The organism is Kitasatospora arboriphila, from assembly GCF_039528095.1.
Taxonomy (GTDB): domain Bacteria; phylum Actinomycetota; class Actinomycetes; order Streptomycetales; family Streptomycetaceae; genus Kitasatospora; species Kitasatospora arboriphila.
In genome coordinates this window covers 79,066-93,845 of record NZ_BAAALD010000009.1, presented here as the reverse complement: position 1 = coordinate 93,845, position 14,780 = coordinate 79,066, and the positions used below count along the sequence as shown (strand labels likewise).

Here is a 14,780-nt window from a genome sequence, read left to right as displayed (position 1 = left end):
CAGTGAAGGAACAGCGTGGCTTCCGGATCCGATCGCAACCCGATCATCATTGGCGGCCTTCCGAGTCAGGTCCCGGACTTCGATCCCGAGGAGACCGCGGAATGGCTGGAGTCGCTCGACGCGGCCATCGACGAGCGGGGGCGTGAGCGCGCCCGCTACCTGATGCTCCGCCTGATCGAGCGCGCCCGCGAGAAGCGTGTCGCCGTGCCCGAGATGCGCAGCACGGACTACGTCAACACCATCGCGACCAAGGACGAGCCGTTCTTCCCCGGCAACGAGGAGATCGAGCGCAAGATCCTCAACGCGACCCGCTGGAACGCGGCCGTGATGGTCTCCCGGGCGCAGCGCCCGGGCATCGGCGTCGGCGGCCACATCGCCACCTTCGCCTCCTCCGCGTCCCTGTACGACGTGGGCTTCAACTACTTCTTCCGCGGCAAGGACGCCGAGGGCGAGTCCGGCGACCAGATCTTCTTCCAGGGTCACGCCTCCCCCGGCATCTACGCCCGCGCGTTCCTGCTGGACCGACTCACCGAGCAGCAGCTCGACGCGTTCCGCCAGGAGAAGTCGAAGGCCCCCTACGGCCTCTCCAGCTACCCGCACCCGCGGCTGATGCCGGACTTCTGGGAGTTCCCGACCGTGTCGATGGGCCTCGGCCCGCTCGGCGCGATCTACCAGGCCCGGATGAACCGGTACCTGGAGCACCGCGGCATCAAGGACACCTCCGACAGCCACGTCTACGCCTTCCTCGGCGACGGCGAGATGGACGAGCCCGAGTCGCTCGGCCAGCTGTCGCTCGCCGCGCGCGAGGGCCTGGACAACCTGACCTTCGTGGTCAACTGCAACCTGCAGCGCCTCGACGGCCCGGTCCGCGGCAACGGCAAGATCATCCAGGAGCTGGAGTCGCAGTTCCGCGGCGCCGGCTGGAACGTGATCAAGCTGGTCTGGGACCGCAGCTGGGACCCGCTGCTCGCGCAGGACCGCGACGGCGTCCTGGTGAACAAGCTGAACACCACGGTGGACGGCCAGTTCCAGACGTACGCCACCGAGACCGGCGCGTACATCCGCGAGCACTTCTTCGGCGGCGACCTGCGCCTGCGCGCCATGGTCGAGAACATGTCCGACCACGAGATCCAGCACCTGGGCCGCGGCGGCCACGACCACCGCAAGGTCTACGCCGCGTTCAAGGCCGCCCGCGAGCACAAGGGCCAGCCGACGGTCATCCTCGCCCAGACGGTCAAGGGCTGGACGCTCGGCCCGAACTTCGAGGGCCGCAACGCGACGCACCAGATGAAGAAGCTGACGGTCGAGGACCTGAAGCGCTTCCGCGACCGCCTGCACCTGCCGATCACCGACAAGCAGCTGGACGAGGGCTACGCGCCCTACTACCACCCGGGTCGCGACTCGGAGGAGATCCAGTACATGCACGACCGCCGGCGCGAGCTCGGCGGCTACGTGCCGACCCGCAAGGTGCGCCCGCGCAAGCTGGAGCTGCCCGGCGACGACGCGTACAAGGCGGTCAAGAAGGGCTCCGGCAACCAGACCATCGCCACCACCATGGCGTTCGTCCGGCTGCTCAAGGACCTCATGCGGGACAAGGGCATCGGCAACCGCTTCGTGCCGATCGCGCCGGACGAGTACCGCACCTTCGGCATGGACTCGCTCTTCCCGTCCGCCAAGATCTACAACCCGCTCGGCCAGACCTACGAGTCGGTCGACCGCGAGCTGCTGCTGGCGTACAAGGAGTCCCCGACCGGCCAGATGCTGCACGACGGCATCTCCGAGGCGGGCTGCACCGCCTCGCTGATCGCCGCCGGCTCGTCCTACGCGACGCACGGCGAGCCGCTGATCCCGGTGTACGTCTTCTACTCGATGTTCGGGTTCCAGCGCACCGGCGACCAGTTCTGGCAGATGGCCGACCAGCTGGCCCGCGGCTTCGTGCTCGGCGCCACCGCCGGCCGCACCACGCTGACCGGCGAGGGCCTGCAGCACGCCGACGGCCACTCGCACCTGCTGGCCTCGACCAACCCCGCTGTCGTCGCGTACGACCCGGCGTACGGCTACGAGATCGCCCACATCGTGCAGGACGGCCTGCGCCGCATGTACGGCTCCAGCGCGGAGTTCCCGACCGGCGAGGACGTCTTCTACTACCTCACCGTCTACAACGAGCCCATCAAGATGCCGGCCGAGCCGGAGGGCGTCGACACCGACGGCATCCTCAAGGGCCTGTACCGGCTCAAGGGCGGCGAGGCCGGCGCGATCCCGGCGCAGATCCTCGCCTCCGGCGTGGCCGTGCCGTGGGCCCTGGAGGCCCAGCGCATCCTCGCCGAGGAGTGGAACGTCAAGGCCGACGTGTGGTCCGCGACCTCGTGGAACGAGCTGCGCCGCGACGCCGTCGAGGTGGAGGAGTTCAACCTGCTCCACCCGGAGGAGCCGCAGCGCGTCCCGTACGTGACCGCCAAGCTCCAGGGCGCCGAGGGTCCGTTCGTCGCGGTGTCCGACTGGATGCGCGCGGTGCCGGACCAGATCTCCCGCTGGGTGCCGGGCACCTGGCAGTCGCTGGGTGCGGACGGCTTCGGCTTCGCCGACACCCGCGGTGCGGCCCGTCGCTTCTTCCACATCGACGCGCAGTCGGTCGTCCTCGCGGTGCTCACCGAGCTCGCCAAGCAGGGCAAGGTCGAGCGCAGCGTGCTGAAGTCCGCGATCGACCGCTACCAGCTGCTCGACGTGGCCTCGGCCGACCCGGGTGCGGCCGGCGGCGACGCCTGATCCGCTGGATCCGGTCCGGAGGGCCGGCCGCCCCGCAGGGGGTGGCCGGCCCTCCGGCGTTCCCGGCTCACGCCGTCCGGTTCACGCCACGTCGTTCACGTCACGGTGAAGGTGTTCAGGACGGTGGAGAACTGCTGCCGGGCGACCGTCCAGTCCTCCTCGGGCGAGGCCGCGTAGATCGCGTACTCGGTGCCGTCCGGGGCGATGAACGCCTGGTCGATCGCGTGCCGCGGGTTGCCCTGCTGGTCGGTGGAGGTGAACTCCCAGAGCGCGCCCTCGCGGCCCTGGTAGACGTTCGGCTGCAGGACGACCCGGGTGTAGTCGGGCTGGGCGGAGACGGTCTGCTCCAGCTCCAGGAAGTGCGCCTCGGGTGACTGGGCGGCACCCGGTGCGACGCCGAAGCGCAGCAGGTGCAGGCCGCCGTCCGGGGAGTAGTCGATCTGGCCGCCCGACTCGCTGCGGGTCCAGCCCTGCGGCACGGCCACCCGGAATCCCGCCGGGTCGTCGCTCCACCGGAAGCCTGCCGGGGCCGGGGTGCCGGCCGGCGTGGGCGTGGGGGTGGGCGTCGGGCTGGGTGTCGGACTCGGCGTGGGCGTCGGCGTGGGGGTGGGCGTCGGGCTGGGCGTCGGCGTCGCGGTGGGGGCGGCCGTGGTCGGGGAACCGGCGGCCGAGGAGGTGTTGGGCTCGTCCGAGCCGCCGAGCAGGGCGAAGGCCACGCCGCCGGCCAGTGCCGCCGCCACCAGCACGCCCGCGGCGATCAGCCAGGCCCGGCGTCGGCCGCGCGCCGGCCCGGCCCCGTCGGCGGGCTCCTGCGGCGGTTCCGCGGCCGTCGGCTCCCCCGGCGGCGGGGCGGCCGCGGACAGCGCTGCCGGGGCGGGGACGGGCGTCGGCGGCGTCGCCACGGTGGGCACGCCGAGGACGGGAGTGGCCCGCTCGGTGGGCGCCTGCACGGCCCGCGGCCGGCCTCCCGCGAGCTCGTGCAGCATCGCCAGGGCCTCGGGGGCGGTGGGCCGCTCGGCCGGGTCCTTGCGCAGCAGCGCCTCCAGGACGGGCGCCAGCGGGCCTGCGTTGCGCGGCTCCGGCAGCGGGTCGGCGACCACCGCCTGCAGGGTGCTCATGGTGGTCGTCCGGTGGAACGGGGACTGACCCTCGACCGCCGCGTACAGCGTCGCGCCGAGCGACCAGAGGTCCGACTCGGGGCCGGGCCGGTGGCCGGTGACCCGCTCCGGGGCCACGTAGTCGGGCGAGCCGACGATGTCGCCGGTGCGGGTCAGGCCGGGGGCGCCGGCCAGCACGGCGATGCCGAAGTCGGTGAGGACGGCCCGTCCGCCGCGCTCCAGCAGGATGTTGGCGGGCTTGACGTCGCGGTGCAGCACGCCGTTCCGGTGCGCCTCGTCGAGGGCGGCGAGCACCTGCTCGCCGATCCGGGCGGCGTCCTTGGGCAGCAGGGTGCCCTCCTCGGCGACGACCTCGGCGAGCGAGCGGCCGTCGATCAGCTCCATGACGATCCACGGCCGGCCGGCCTCCTCCAGCACGTCGTACACGGTGATCACACCGGGGTGCTTGAGCATCGCGGCCGCGCGGGCCTCCTGCTCCATCCGCGCGCGGACGGCGGCGAGGTCCTCCTCGGGCAGGCCCGCGACGCTCAGCTCCTTGACCGCGACCCGGCGGGCGAGCTTGTCGTCCCGGGCCACCCAGACCGTGCCCATGCCGCCGCGGCCGAGCCGCCGCCCGAGCCGGTAGCGCCCCGCGAGCAGACGGCCGTCGGCGCCGCCCGCGTCACCCGTGCCGTGCGTGCCGTTCGAGTCGTTCGAGTCGTTCGAGTCGTCCGCCCCGCCGTCCGCCGGGGGCCCGCCGCTGTCCGCTGGGTCCATCGCCGTCCCCTGTGCCCCGTCAGAAAGTCCGTCCCGCCGCTCCGGCCGGACGGCCCCGCCCGGCTCCCAGTCTGGGCCCGGTGCCCCGGCCCGGCGACCGGGAGCGGCGGGACGGCGACGCAGCGCACCCGGCCGGGAGCGGACTCCCGACCGGGTGCGTGGGTGGTGCGACGGGCCGTGGTGCGCGGGCTGCGCGGGCGTCAGATGTGGACGGCCGGACCGGCGTCGTTGGCGCCGCGCTTGGTGAGCAGGCCGAGGCCGGCGGCGGCGAGCGCCACCACGGCGGCGACCACGAAGGCGAGCGACATGCCGCTGACGAAGGAGGTGTGGACGGCGTTCGCCATCGCGTCCACCGCCTGCTGCGGGGTACCGGCCGGGGCGGGCGGGGCGATGCCGAGCTGGGCGGCCTGGTTGAGGCCCTCGGCCTGGGCGCCCCGGACGGGCGGCAGACCGGCCTTCGCCCAGTTCTCCGGCAGCACGTCGGTGACCTTGGAGGCCATCACGGCGCCGAGCACGGCGGTGCCGAGGCTGCCGCCGACCTGCATGGCCGCCTGCTGCAGGCCGCCGGCCACGCCGGACAGCTCCAGCGGGGCGTTGCCGACGATCACCTCGGTGGCGCCGACCATGACCGGGCTCAGGCCCAGGCCCATCAGCACGAACCAGAGCGACATCACGCCGGTGCCGGAGTCGGTGGAGAGGGTCGACATGCCGAGCATGGCGGCGGTGGTGAAGAGCATGCCCGCGACGATCGGGATGCGCGGGCCGAGCTTGCCGATCGCGGCACCGGCGACCGGGGCGCCGACGATCATCATGCCGGTCATCGGCAGCAGGTGGACACCGGCGTCGACCGGGGCCATGCCGTGCACGTTCTGCAGGTAGAAGGTGACGAAGAAGACGCCGCCGAAGAAGGCGAAGGCCATCAGCACCATGAGCAGGGTGCCGGCCGACAGCGGCACCGAGCGGAACAGGCTGAGCGGGATCAGCGGCTCCTTCGCCTTCGTCTGCCAGAAGGCGAAGACGGCCATCGCGAGGACGGCGCCGCCGAGGAAGACCAGGGTCGCCGGGTCGCCCCAGCCCCAGACCGGGGCCTTGATGATGCCCCAGACCAGCATGAACATCGCCCCGGAGAGCAGCACGATGCCGGGGATGTCGAAGGACTTCGCGGCGTTCTCGGTCTTCACGTCGCGCAGGATCCACAGGCCGAGCGCCAGGGCGATCAGGCCGACCGGGATGTTGATGAAGAAGACCGACTCCCAGTTGACGTGCTCGACCAGCAGGCCGCCGACGATCGGGCCGGCCGCGGTGGAGGCGCCGATCACGCCGCCCCAGATGCCGATCGCCATGTTCAGCTTCTCGGCCGGGAAGGCGCCGCGCAGCAGGCCGAGCGCGGCGGGCTGCAGCAGCGCGCCGAACAGGCCCTGCAGCACGCGGAACAGGATGACGGTCTGAATGCTGCCGGCGAAGCCGATCGCGGCGGAGGTGGCGGCGAAGCCGGCCGCGCCGACCAGGAAGGTCGACTTGTGGCCGAACCGGTCGCCGATCTTGCCGGCGGTGATCAGGAAGACCGCGAGCGCCAGCAGGTAGCCGCTGGTCACCCACTGGATGTCGGCGGGCGAGGCGCCGAGGTCGGCCTGGATGGCCGGGTTGGCGATGGCGACGACGGTGCCGTCGAGGGCCACCATCATCACGCCGACCGCGACGGTCAGCAGGGTCAGCCAGGGGTGGCCCTGGAGGCCCCGGGAGCCGGTCGGCGGGGTGCCGGCGGACCGCGACGGCGCGTCCGCCTTCCCGGTCTTGACGACGGACGAACTCATGCGTGCCCTCCGGGCTTTCGGACGAGACGAGGGTGACGTGCTGCGGACGTGGCGAGGTGGCGCCGCGGGCCCACCCGTCCCCACGGCTGTCCGGCCCCGGCGGCGCCACTCGCGGGAACATTATGTCAGCTACTGACATTCGGCAATTCATGTCGTACGTCTGGCGCTGACATTTGGCAGAACCGCTATCGTGGTATCCGTCCCGCTCTGCCAGGAAAGGCGCCCTGCATGGCCCTGCCGCTCACCCCCTCCCGCACCGGACAGCCGGCCTCCGACTGCCGGGTCCTCGGACTGCGCGAGCGGAAGAAGCAGCGCACCAGGGACTCCCTCGTGGCGGCCGCCCACGGCCTCTTCCTCCGGCAGGGCTACGCCCGCACCACCGTCGACGAGATCGCCGCCAACGTGGACGTCTCGCAGCGCACCTTCTTCCGGTACTTCGCCAACAAGGAGGAGGTCGCGCTGGCCGTCCTCGCCGACGCCGAGGACTACTTCGTCGAGTGCCTGCGGCGCCGGCCCGCCGAGGAGACGCCGCTGCAGGCCATGCGGGCCTCCATCACCCAGACCTGGCAGGTGATGAGCCGGGACGAGGGCAGCGGACCGGGCGGCGTGCAGGCCGCACTGGAGCTGATCGACCTCATCGAGTCCACGCCGATGCTGCTCGCCGCCCACCTGCGGCGCACCATCGAGCAGGAGGGCGTGGTCACCGCGATCCTCGCCGAACGCGAGGGCCTCGACCCCGCCACCGACGTCCGGCCGCGGGTGCTCGCCGCCGCCTTCGGCGCCGTCATCCGGGTCTCCCACCTGTCGTGGACGGCCGACACCGCCGCCCACGCGGCCGGCCCCGACGGCATGATCGCCATCATCGAGCGCCACCTCGACCAACTCGGCCCCGCCCTCGCCGGCCCCTGGCGCAGCTGAGGAGTCACGAGCACCTCACCCAGGGGCGCGAGGGCCCGAGCAGCGCTCAGGGGCGTGTCACCCGGCACCTCCGGGCTTGCGGCACGGTGACGTTCGATCAGTTCCTGGAGACGGGCCTCGCCCTGCCCTCGGCGACCGAGCGGCTCACCCGGGAGACCGAGGTGACCCTGCGGGTCGGTGAGAAGACCTTCGCCATGGGCACCCCCGACTCCGGCCGGGTCTGCGCCAGGGCGCCCGAGGAGGAGCAGGCGGCCCTGCTCGCCGCCGATCCGGACACCTGTACTGTGGCCCCGTACATGGGCCGGCACGGCTGGTTGCCGGTCGAGCTGGGCCGGGCCGGTGCGGACGAGCCGCGTGAGCTGGTCACCGAGGCCCGGCGCAGCACCGCGCCCGAGCGACCGGTCCGGACGTTCGACGCCGAACGGGCAACCTGACGCCACGCCAGGTCCCTCTCCTGTGTGACTCATCACACGGTTTAGACTCTGCTCACCCCCAGCTCGGGCGTTCTACCCTGGCTGGCACAGCAGTCGTACCACCGTCGGGCCCCGCCCGCTGTCACGGTCACCGGCCCGAGGGAGAGTACGCCTATGCAGCGCAGGCGGGTCAAGCGGATGCTGATAGGCGCCTTCGCCGCCTCCGCCGTCCTGCTGGACGCCGGAGCGGCCGCCGCCCAGGCCGCCGCCTCGAACGAGCAGGTGGCGATCACCACCCCGCCGGCCGGCAGCGCCGCCTGGGTCGAGGACGAGTCGCTCGGCCGCGCCCTGCCCGACCCGGCCACCGCGGACGCGCCCGCCGTCGCCGCCTTCTTCGCCGGCCTGAGCGAGGCCGAGCAGGACCGCCTCGCCGAGGTGTATCCGCTGGTCGTGGGCAACCTCGACGGCGTCCCGGTGGCCCTGCGCTACCGCGCCAACCGGATCGCGGTCAGCGAGGAGGTCGAGCGGGCCCGCGAGCGCGCCGCCGACCACCGCCTCTCCCCGGTCGAGCGCGCGGCCGCCTCCGTCCGCGCCGACGACACCGAGCGGCTGCTCAAGCCGGGCCGGCAGATCCTCGCCTTCGACCCGCGCGGCCGCGGACTGGTCAGCGAGGCGTACGGCGACCTCGCCACCGCCGACCGGATCTCCGTGCTGGTGCCCGGCTCGGACGCGGACCTCGCCCACTTCGACCAGACCACCGACCCGCTGCGCTCGGTGACCGGCATGGCCCGGGCCCTGCTCGCCGAGGAGCACCGGCAGTCCCCCGGCACCCGCACCGCCGTGATCGCCTGGACGGGTTACGTCACCCCCTCGGGGCTCGGCCCGGACGCGGTGACCTCGCGGCTGGCCGAGGCCGCGGCGCCGCGGCTGCTGCGGCTGCTGGCCGGGCTGCGGGAGACCGGCAGCGCCACCCTCCCGCCGACGCTGTTCTGCCACTCCTACGGCTCGGTGGTCTGCGGCACCGCCGCCCCGTCGATCCACGGCTCGGCCCCGGCCGACGTGGTGGTCTTCGGCAGCCCGGGCATGGGCGTGCAGACCTCGGCCGAGCTCGGGCCGGGCGTGCGGGTGTGGGCCACCCGCAACCCCACCGACTGGATCGGCAACGTGCCGTACCTGGAGTTCGGCGGCTTCGGCCACGGCGCGGACCCGACGACGCAGGAGTTCGGCGCCGTGGAGGTCTCCTCGCTGGGCTCCAACGGCCACACCGGCTACTTCGCGGACGGCACCCAGAGCCTCCACAACTTCGGTTCGATCGCCCTCGGCGACTACGGCGACGTCACCCGCCGCCAGCCCTAGCTCGGCGGGTGACGTCCGCGGGCCGGGCTACTCGCGGCCGGCCGAGGTCGAGGACATGTCGGCGTAGCGGTTGCCGGTCACCAGGCCCGCGATCGGCTCCAGCTCGGCGAGCTCCTCGGCGGTGAGCCTCAGTCCGGCCGCGGCCGTGTTCTCGGCGAGCCGGCTGCGCTTGCGGGTGCCGGGGATCGGCACCACCGTCAGCCCGTGGACCTCGGCCCGCTGGTGCACCCAGGCCAGCGCGACCTGCGCGGCCGTGACGCCGCGCTCCGCGGCGATCTTCTGGATCGGCGCCACCAGGGCCGCGTTGCCCGCGGCGTTGGCACCGGAGAACTGCGGGTGGTAACGGCGGTAGTCGTCCGTGCTCAGCTGCTCGGCGGCGGTGAACGCGCCGGTCAGGAAGCCGCGGCCGAGCGGCGAGTACGGCACGAAGGCGACCCCGAGCTCGGCGGCGGCGGGCACCGCGGTGCGCTCGACGTCCCGCGAGAAGATCGACCACTCGGACTGCAGGGCGGCGATCGGGTGCACCGCGTACGCCTCGCGCAGTTCGGCGCCGGTGACCTCGGAGAGTCCGAGGTGGCGGACCTTGCCGGCCTGCACCAGCTCGGCCATCGCGCCCACCGACTCGGCGAGCGGCACCTGCGGGTCGCGGCGGTGCATGTAGTAGAGGTCGATCACGTCGATGCCGAGGCGCTGCAGCGAGGCGTCGACCGCGCTGCGGATGTACGCCGGGTCGTTGCGGACGCCCCGGTACGTCGGGTCGTCCGCGCGCCGCTCGATGGCGAACTTGGTCGCCAGCACCACGCGGTCGCGGTTGGCGCGGACGAAGGGGCCGACCAGTTCCTCGTTGTGGCCGGAGCCGTAGATGTCGGCGGTGTCGAACAGGGTGACGCCCAGGTCGAGGGCGGCGTCGAGGGTGGCCAGCGCCTCCTCGGTGTCGGTCGGACCGTAGAACTCGCTCATTCCCATGCAGCCGAGGCCCTGGATGCCGACGACGGGGCCGTTGGTGCCGAGCGGTGCGGTGGGGAGGGTCATGCGCTCTTCTGCTTCCTGCCGGGCGCGTCCGCGGCCGCGGCGCCGGCCGAGGGGCCGGTCGCGCCGTCGCCGGGGAGGCTGGACGAATAGATGTCGATCTTGTGGTCGAGCACGGCGAGCGTGGCGTGCAGATCGGCGATCCGCTGCCGGACCTCCTCGCGCTGCGCGACGAGGATGTCGTGCCGCTCGCCCATGGTGTGGTCGCCTTCCCGGACCAGCTCCACGTAGCGCAGCATGTCCGCCACCGGCATCCCGGTCAGCCGCAGCCGGCCCAGGAAGGCCAGCCGGGCCAGGTCGGCGCCGTTGTAGCGGCGCTGTCCCGAGTGCGAGCGGTCCACCGGGTCGAGCAGGCCGATCCGCTCGTACCAGCGCAGGGTGTGCGCGGTCAGACCGGTGGTCGCGGAGACCTCGCTGATCGTGTGCCATTCGCTGCGCACGGGCTCGGCCGGCTCGTCCTCGTGCGTGCAGGCGAGCGGATCGGCGAGAACGGACGCGGAGCGGACGGGCGGTGCCACGGAGGCCTCCTCGGTGGTCGGCGACGGCTACGACGCTACTGAGTTGGAGTGCACTCCAAGCAAGCCTGCCACGCGGCGCCGGCCGGCGGGCGGCTATGGTCGGCGCATGCAGAGCTTGCGGATGATCGAGGACTGGCCGGTGCCGAACGCGGCGGCCGCGGTGGTGCGGGGCACGGACGGGGCGGTGCTCGGCGCGCACGGGACGCAGGAGCACCTCTTCCCGCTGGCGTCGGTGACCAAGCTGCTGTCCGCGTACGCCGCGCTGGTCGCCGTCGAGGAGGGCGTCTTCGAACTCGACGACCCGGCGGGGCCCGAGGGCTCGACCGTCCGTCACCTGCTCGCCCACACCTCGGGGCTGGCCTTCGACGAGCACCGGGTGATGGCGCAGCCCGGCACCCGGCGGCTCTACTCCAACGCCGGCTTCGACGTCCTCGCCGACACCCTGGAGAAGGCCTCCGGCATCCCGTTCGCGCAGTACGCGCAGGAGGCCGTCTTCCGGCCGCTCGGGATGCATGCCACGCTGATCAACACCGCGCACCGGGCGCCGGCCGGCGCGGGCGGCCTGTCGACCGTGGCCGACCTCGCCCTGTTCGCCGCGGAGCTCCAGGCCCCGCGGCTGCTCGACCCGACCACCGTGCAGCGGGCCACCCGCGAGGTCGCCTTCCCCGGTCTCGGCGGCGTCCTGCCCGGCTTCGGCCACCGGCGGCCCAACGACTGGGGGCTCGGCTTCGAGATCCGCGGCGCCAAGGACCCGCACTGGACGGGCACCACCAGCTCGCCCGGGACCTTCGGCCACTTCGGCCAGTCCGGCACCTTCCTCTGGGTCGACCCCGCCGCCGGTGTGGCCACCGTCGCCCTGACGGACCGTGACTTCGGCCCCTGGGCCGCCGAGGTCTGGCCGCTCTTCACCGACGCCGTCCTCGCCGAACTCCGGGGCTGACGGGGCCGTTCCGGGCGCGGGGGCACCCGGCCCGGTGCCCGGAACGGGCCTTGCACGGCCGCGCCCGGCTGCGGTAGATCATCGGTCATGCATTCGACGTCCGTGTCGCGGGTGCGGCAGCTGATGACGGTTCAGGGCTACCGCGGGCCCGTCCTGCTCGCCCTGCTCGTCCTCCTCGTCGCGGCCGTGCCGCGGGCGACCGGGATCGTCGCGGTCGGTGGTGCCGTGGTCGCCGTGTGCCTGGTGGCGCTGGGGGCCCTGGGCTGCGTCGCCGCGCTCGTCGCCGCCGCCATGCCCGTCGCCGCCGCGACCGCCCTGTGGCGTCGCCGCGGTCGGCTCCGCAGGCCGGGCAACTCCGTCCTGGCGGGCTGCGCGGTCCTGGCCGCCGCGGCGCTGCTGGCGTTCAGCCTGCCCGCGGCGGACTGGGCGATGGCCTTCGTGGCGCTCGCGGGGGGTGCCGCCACCGTCGTGCTCTGGTTCGGCTGGCTGTTCTCCGACGCACCCGCCGCCGCCGTGCGGCCGGCCGGCAACTGGCGGTGGGCGGTGTCGCCGCTGCTGCTGGCGGCCACCGCGGTGCTGCTGCACTTCCAGGTGCCGCAGCAGGCCCGGTTCGCGCTGGCCCGTCCGGCGCTGAGCTCCTTCGCCGAACGGGCCGAACACGTGGCGGCCGGCGACGGCCGGCTGCCGCAGCCGTCGCACCTCGGCACGTACCCGGTCGACGACGTGACCGCGGTGGGTGTCCGCGGGTTCCGGTTCACCGTGCCGGGCAGCGGTCTGCTCGAACGCACCGGCTTCGCGTACCTGCCGGACGGGCCTCCGGAGGACGAGGTGTCCTACACCCACCGGTCCGGCCCCTGGTACACCTGGTCGGACCACGAGGACCTGTGAGGACCCCGCGGCCTCAGCCGTAGGTCAGCGGTGAGTGCATCTCCCAGAGCAGGAGTTCGGCGCCGTCCGGGCCGGCGGTGGGGTCGGTGAAGGCGTCGCCGGTGATGCGGACGGCGTCGCCGGGTTCGAGGGAGCGGCCGGCGCCGTGCGGTCCGGGGACGGTCCGGTAGCCGAGCGAGCCGGCGGTCAGGTGGACGTACCGGTAGGGCGCCTCGGGGAGCGCGGGCAGCGGCTGCCACGGGCCGGCGGTGACGAGGTACAGGGCGGCGTCGGAGCGGCGCAGCCGCAGGGCGTCCGACGCGGCGTCACGTTCCAGGCCGGAGGCGAGCAGGGTCAGCCCGTCCTCGGCGGGTTCGACCTTCCGCAGGCCGTACGCGGGCGGGGTGCCGAAGGTGTCGGGTTGCAGCCACATCTGGACGAAGCGGACGGGCACGGCGGAGCCGCCGAGGTTGCGTTCGGTGTGGCCGATGCCGGAGCCGGAGCTGAGGTGCTGGACCATGCCGGGGCGGACGACCCCGGCGTGCCCGTCGTCGTCGCGGTGGGCGAGCGCGCCCTCCAGCACCCAGGTGAGGATCTCGGTGTCGCGGTGGCGGTGCTCGTCGAAGCCGGCGCCGGGGGCGAGGGTCTCCTCGTTGCAGGCGAGCAGCGCGCCGAAGTGGGTGTTCTTCGGGTCGTAGTGCCCGGAGAAGGAGAAGGAGTGCCGGGTCTCGATGCCCTCGGCCGGGGTGGAGCGGTAGCGCTCGGGCGCCCGGCGGAGGTCGGCACGGCCGCGGTCTCGGGTCTCGGTCACCCGCTCACGGTAGCCGGTGCGGCGCGGCGGGCGGCCGGTGCGGTCCGGCGCGCCGGGTTCCCACCGGCGGGGGGTGTGCACGAGCACGGCGTGTGGTGAGGCAGTCTTGTTCCTGTGCCAGCCGCATCAGCAAAGCCCGACAGCCCGAAGCCCGACAGCCCGAAGCCCGAGAGCGCGAGGGCCGACGGCGCGAAGGCCGACAAGAAGGCGGCCGCCCGCAAGGCGGCGCCGGCCGGGGAGCCGCCGCGCCCTCCGCGAGGTGGGCGGCTGACCGCGCAGGAGCGCAGACTGGCCGCCGAGCGGGCCGAGTTGCGCTCGGCGACGCTGAAGCGGCTGGAGAAGTCCTCGGGCAAGCTGGCCACCGCGGCGATCGCCCGGATGGACGACCAGCTGTCCTGGTACCGGCGGATGCCGCCGGAGCACCGGTCGTGGATCGGCCTGGTCGCGCAGGCGGGCATCGCGGCGTTCACCGAGTGGTACCGGCATCCGGAGGCGCCGCAGGCGATCTCCACGGACGTCTTCGGGACGGCGCCCCGCGAGCTGACCCGGGCGATCACCCTGCGGCAGACCGTGGAGCTGATCCGCACCACCATCGAGGTGATGGAGGAGGCCATCGAGGAGGTGGCCGCCCCCGGCGACGAGGCCGGGATGCGCGAGTCGGTGCTGGTGTACGCGCGGGAGATCGCCTTCGCGACGGCCCAGGTGTACGCGCAGGCGGCGGAGGCCCGGGGTGCGTGGGACGCGCGCCTGGAGGCGCTGGTGGTGAACTCGCTGCTCTCCGGTGACGCGGACGAGGGCGTGCTGTCGCGGGCGGCGGCGCTGGGCTGGGGTCAGCCGAGCCAGGTGCGGGTGGTGATGGGCAGCGCCCCGGACGGGGACAGCGAGGCCGTGGTCGAGGCGATCCGACGGGCCGCCAGGTACGCCAAGCTGCAGGTGCTGACGGGCGTGCTGGGCCGCCGGCTGGTGGTGGTGGTCGGCGGCGACAAGGAGCCGGTGCACACCGCGAAGGCGTTGATCGGGCAGTTCGCGCCGGGCCCGGTGGTGGTCGGTCCGAGCGTGCCGGACCTGCTGTCGGCGACGCGCTCGGCGCAGGCCGCGGCGGCCGGGCTGCGGGCGTGCGCGGCGTGGCCGGACGCGCCGCGGCCGGTGCTGGCCGACGACCTGCTGCCGGAGCGGGCGCTCGCCGGGGACCGGGCGGCCCGGCGGCAGCTGGTGGAGGAGATCTACACACCGCTGGACGAGGCGGGGTCGGCACTGCTGGAGACGCTGAGTGTCTACCTGGAGCAGGCGTCCTCGTTGGAGGGCGCGGCCCGGATGCTCTTCGTCCACCCCAACACCGTGCGCTACCGGCTGCGTCGTGTGACTGACGTCACGGGCTATGCTCCGTCCGACGTGCGCTCGGCGTTCACCCTGCGCATCGCCCTTGCGCTGGGCCGTCTCGGAGCCGTCGCCGACCAGGGCTGACCGCGCTGTA

12 protein-coding genes are annotated in these 14,780 nt (G+C 73.7%); 7 read left to right on the top strand and 5 right to left on the bottom strand.

The features are described from left to right. Positions 1 to 15: 15 nt before the first annotated feature. A complete protein-coding gene (gene aceE, locus ABD353_RS07515) occupies positions 16 to 2,766 on the top strand; it encodes a pyruvate dehydrogenase (acetyl-transferring), homodimeric type (RefSeq protein ID WP_344622688.1) in 2,751 nt (916 codons plus the stop codon). 95 nt (positions 2,767 to 2,861) lie between these two features. On the opposite strand, the gene ABD353_RS07510 is transcribed toward aceE, so the two are convergent. Both ABD353_RS07510 and ABD353_RS07505 read right to left on the bottom strand, forming a co-directional pair. Next, positions 2,862 to 4,640 (bottom strand): serine/threonine-protein kinase, encoded by a 1,779-nt coding sequence (locus ABD353_RS07510; RefSeq protein ID WP_344622687.1) that lies wholly within the window; start codon positions 4,638 to 4,640, stop codon positions 2,862 to 2,864. 200 nt (positions 4,641 to 4,840) lie between these two features. After that, on the bottom strand, positions 4,841 to 6,454 hold the full coding sequence (locus tag ABD353_RS07505; protein ID WP_344622686.1) for an MFS transporter: 1,614 nt from the start codon (positions 6,452 to 6,454) through the stop codon (positions 4,841 to 4,843). Between the two features lie 228 nt (positions 6,455 to 6,682). Here ABD353_RS07505 and ABD353_RS07500 point away from each other — a divergent pair, with 228 nt between their 5' ends. The 3 genes from ABD353_RS07500 to ABD353_RS07490 all read left to right on the top strand — a co-directional run bounded on the left by ABD353_RS07500 (position 6,683) and on the right by ABD353_RS07490 (position 9,141). Next, entirely contained in the window at positions 6,683 to 7,372 is a 690-nt protein-coding gene (locus ABD353_RS07500) for a TetR/AcrR family transcriptional regulator (protein WP_344622685.1), read from the top strand. A gap of 86 nt (positions 7,373 to 7,458) precedes the next feature. Continuing rightward, positions 7,459 to 7,806, top strand: coding sequence for an MmcQ/YjbR family DNA-binding protein (locus ABD353_RS07495; RefSeq protein ID WP_344622684.1), 348 nt, complete (start codon positions 7,459 to 7,461; stop codon positions 7,804 to 7,806). A 153-nt stretch (positions 7,807 to 7,959) separates the two neighbouring features. After that, on the top strand, positions 7,960 to 9,141 hold the full coding sequence (locus ABD353_RS07490) for an alpha/beta hydrolase (RefSeq protein ID WP_344622683.1): 1,182 nt from the start codon (positions 7,960 to 7,962) through the stop codon (positions 9,139 to 9,141). A 27-nt stretch (positions 9,142 to 9,168) separates the two neighbouring features. Here the strand turns inward: ABD353_RS07490 and ABD353_RS07485 are convergent, their stop codons facing one another. Together ABD353_RS07485 and ABD353_RS07480 are read right to left on the bottom strand one after the other, a co-directional pair. Further along, a complete protein-coding gene (locus ABD353_RS07485; RefSeq protein ID WP_344622682.1) occupies positions 9,169 to 10,173 on the bottom strand; it encodes an aldo/keto reductase in 1,005 nt (334 codons plus the stop codon). After that, positions 10,170 to 10,688 carry a MerR family transcriptional regulator gene (locus ABD353_RS07480; protein WP_425555093.1) on the bottom strand — a complete coding sequence of 173 codons (519 nt, stop codon included), beginning with the start codon at positions 10,686 to 10,688 and terminating at the stop codon, positions 10,170 to 10,172. The genes ABD353_RS07485 and ABD353_RS07480 overlap by 4 nt, the downstream gene beginning before the upstream one ends. Before the next feature lie 106 nt (positions 10,689 to 10,794). Between ABD353_RS07480 and ABD353_RS07475 the strand changes: the two genes are divergently transcribed. Both ABD353_RS07475 and ABD353_RS07470 read left to right on the top strand, forming a co-directional pair. Beyond that, positions 10,795 to 11,628, top strand: coding sequence for a serine hydrolase domain-containing protein (locus ABD353_RS07475; protein WP_344622681.1), 834 nt, complete (start codon positions 10,795 to 10,797; stop codon positions 11,626 to 11,628). Positions 11,629 to 11,715: 87 nt separating this feature from the next. After that, the gene (locus ABD353_RS07470; protein WP_344622680.1) at positions 11,716 to 12,516 is read left to right on the top strand and encodes a hypothetical protein; all 801 of its coding nucleotides are present in this window, start codon (positions 11,716 to 11,718) and stop codon (positions 12,514 to 12,516) included. A 13-nt stretch (positions 12,517 to 12,529) separates the two neighbouring features. Here the strand turns inward: ABD353_RS07470 and ABD353_RS07465 are convergent, their stop codons facing one another. Further along, positions 12,530 to 13,306, bottom strand: coding sequence for a pirin family protein (locus tag ABD353_RS07465; protein ID WP_344622679.1), 777 nt, complete (start codon positions 13,304 to 13,306; stop codon positions 12,530 to 12,532). 267 nt (positions 13,307 to 13,573) lie between these two features. Between ABD353_RS07465 and ABD353_RS07460 the strand changes: the two genes are divergently transcribed. Next, on the top strand, positions 13,574 to 14,770 hold the full coding sequence (locus ABD353_RS07460; RefSeq protein WP_078660900.1) for a PucR family transcriptional regulator: 1,197 nt from the start codon (positions 13,574 to 13,576) through the stop codon (positions 14,768 to 14,770). Positions 14,771 to 14,780: the final 10 nt, after the last annotated feature.

Excerpts from the sequence above, each read along its gene's own strand:
- ABD353_RS07500 (WP_344622685.1), top strand. The coding sequence starts at position 6,683 with ATGGCCCTGCCGCTCACCCCCTCCCGCACCGGACAGCCGGCCTCCGAC.
- ABD353_RS07475 (WP_344622681.1), top strand. The coding sequence starts at position 10,795 with ATGCAGAGCTTGCGGATGATCGAGGACTGGCCGGTGCCGAACGCGGCG.
- ABD353_RS07510 (WP_344622687.1), bottom strand. The coding sequence starts at position 4,640 with ATGGACCCAGCGGACAGCGGCGGGCCCCCGGCGGACGGCGGGGCGGAC.
- ABD353_RS07505 (WP_344622686.1), bottom strand. The coding sequence starts at position 6,454 with ATGAGTTCGTCCGTCGTCAAGACCGGGAAGGCGGACGCGCCGTCGCGG.
- ABD353_RS07485 (WP_344622682.1), bottom strand. The coding sequence starts at position 10,173 with ATGACCCTCCCCACCGCACCGCTCGGCACCAACGGCCCCGTCGTCGGC.
- ABD353_RS07490 (WP_344622683.1), top strand. The coding sequence starts at position 7,960 with ATGCAGCGCAGGCGGGTCAAGCGGATGCTGATAGGCGCCTTCGCCGCC.
- ABD353_RS07470 (WP_344622680.1), top strand. The coding sequence starts at position 11,716 with ATGCATTCGACGTCCGTGTCGCGGGTGCGGCAGCTGATGACGGTTCAG.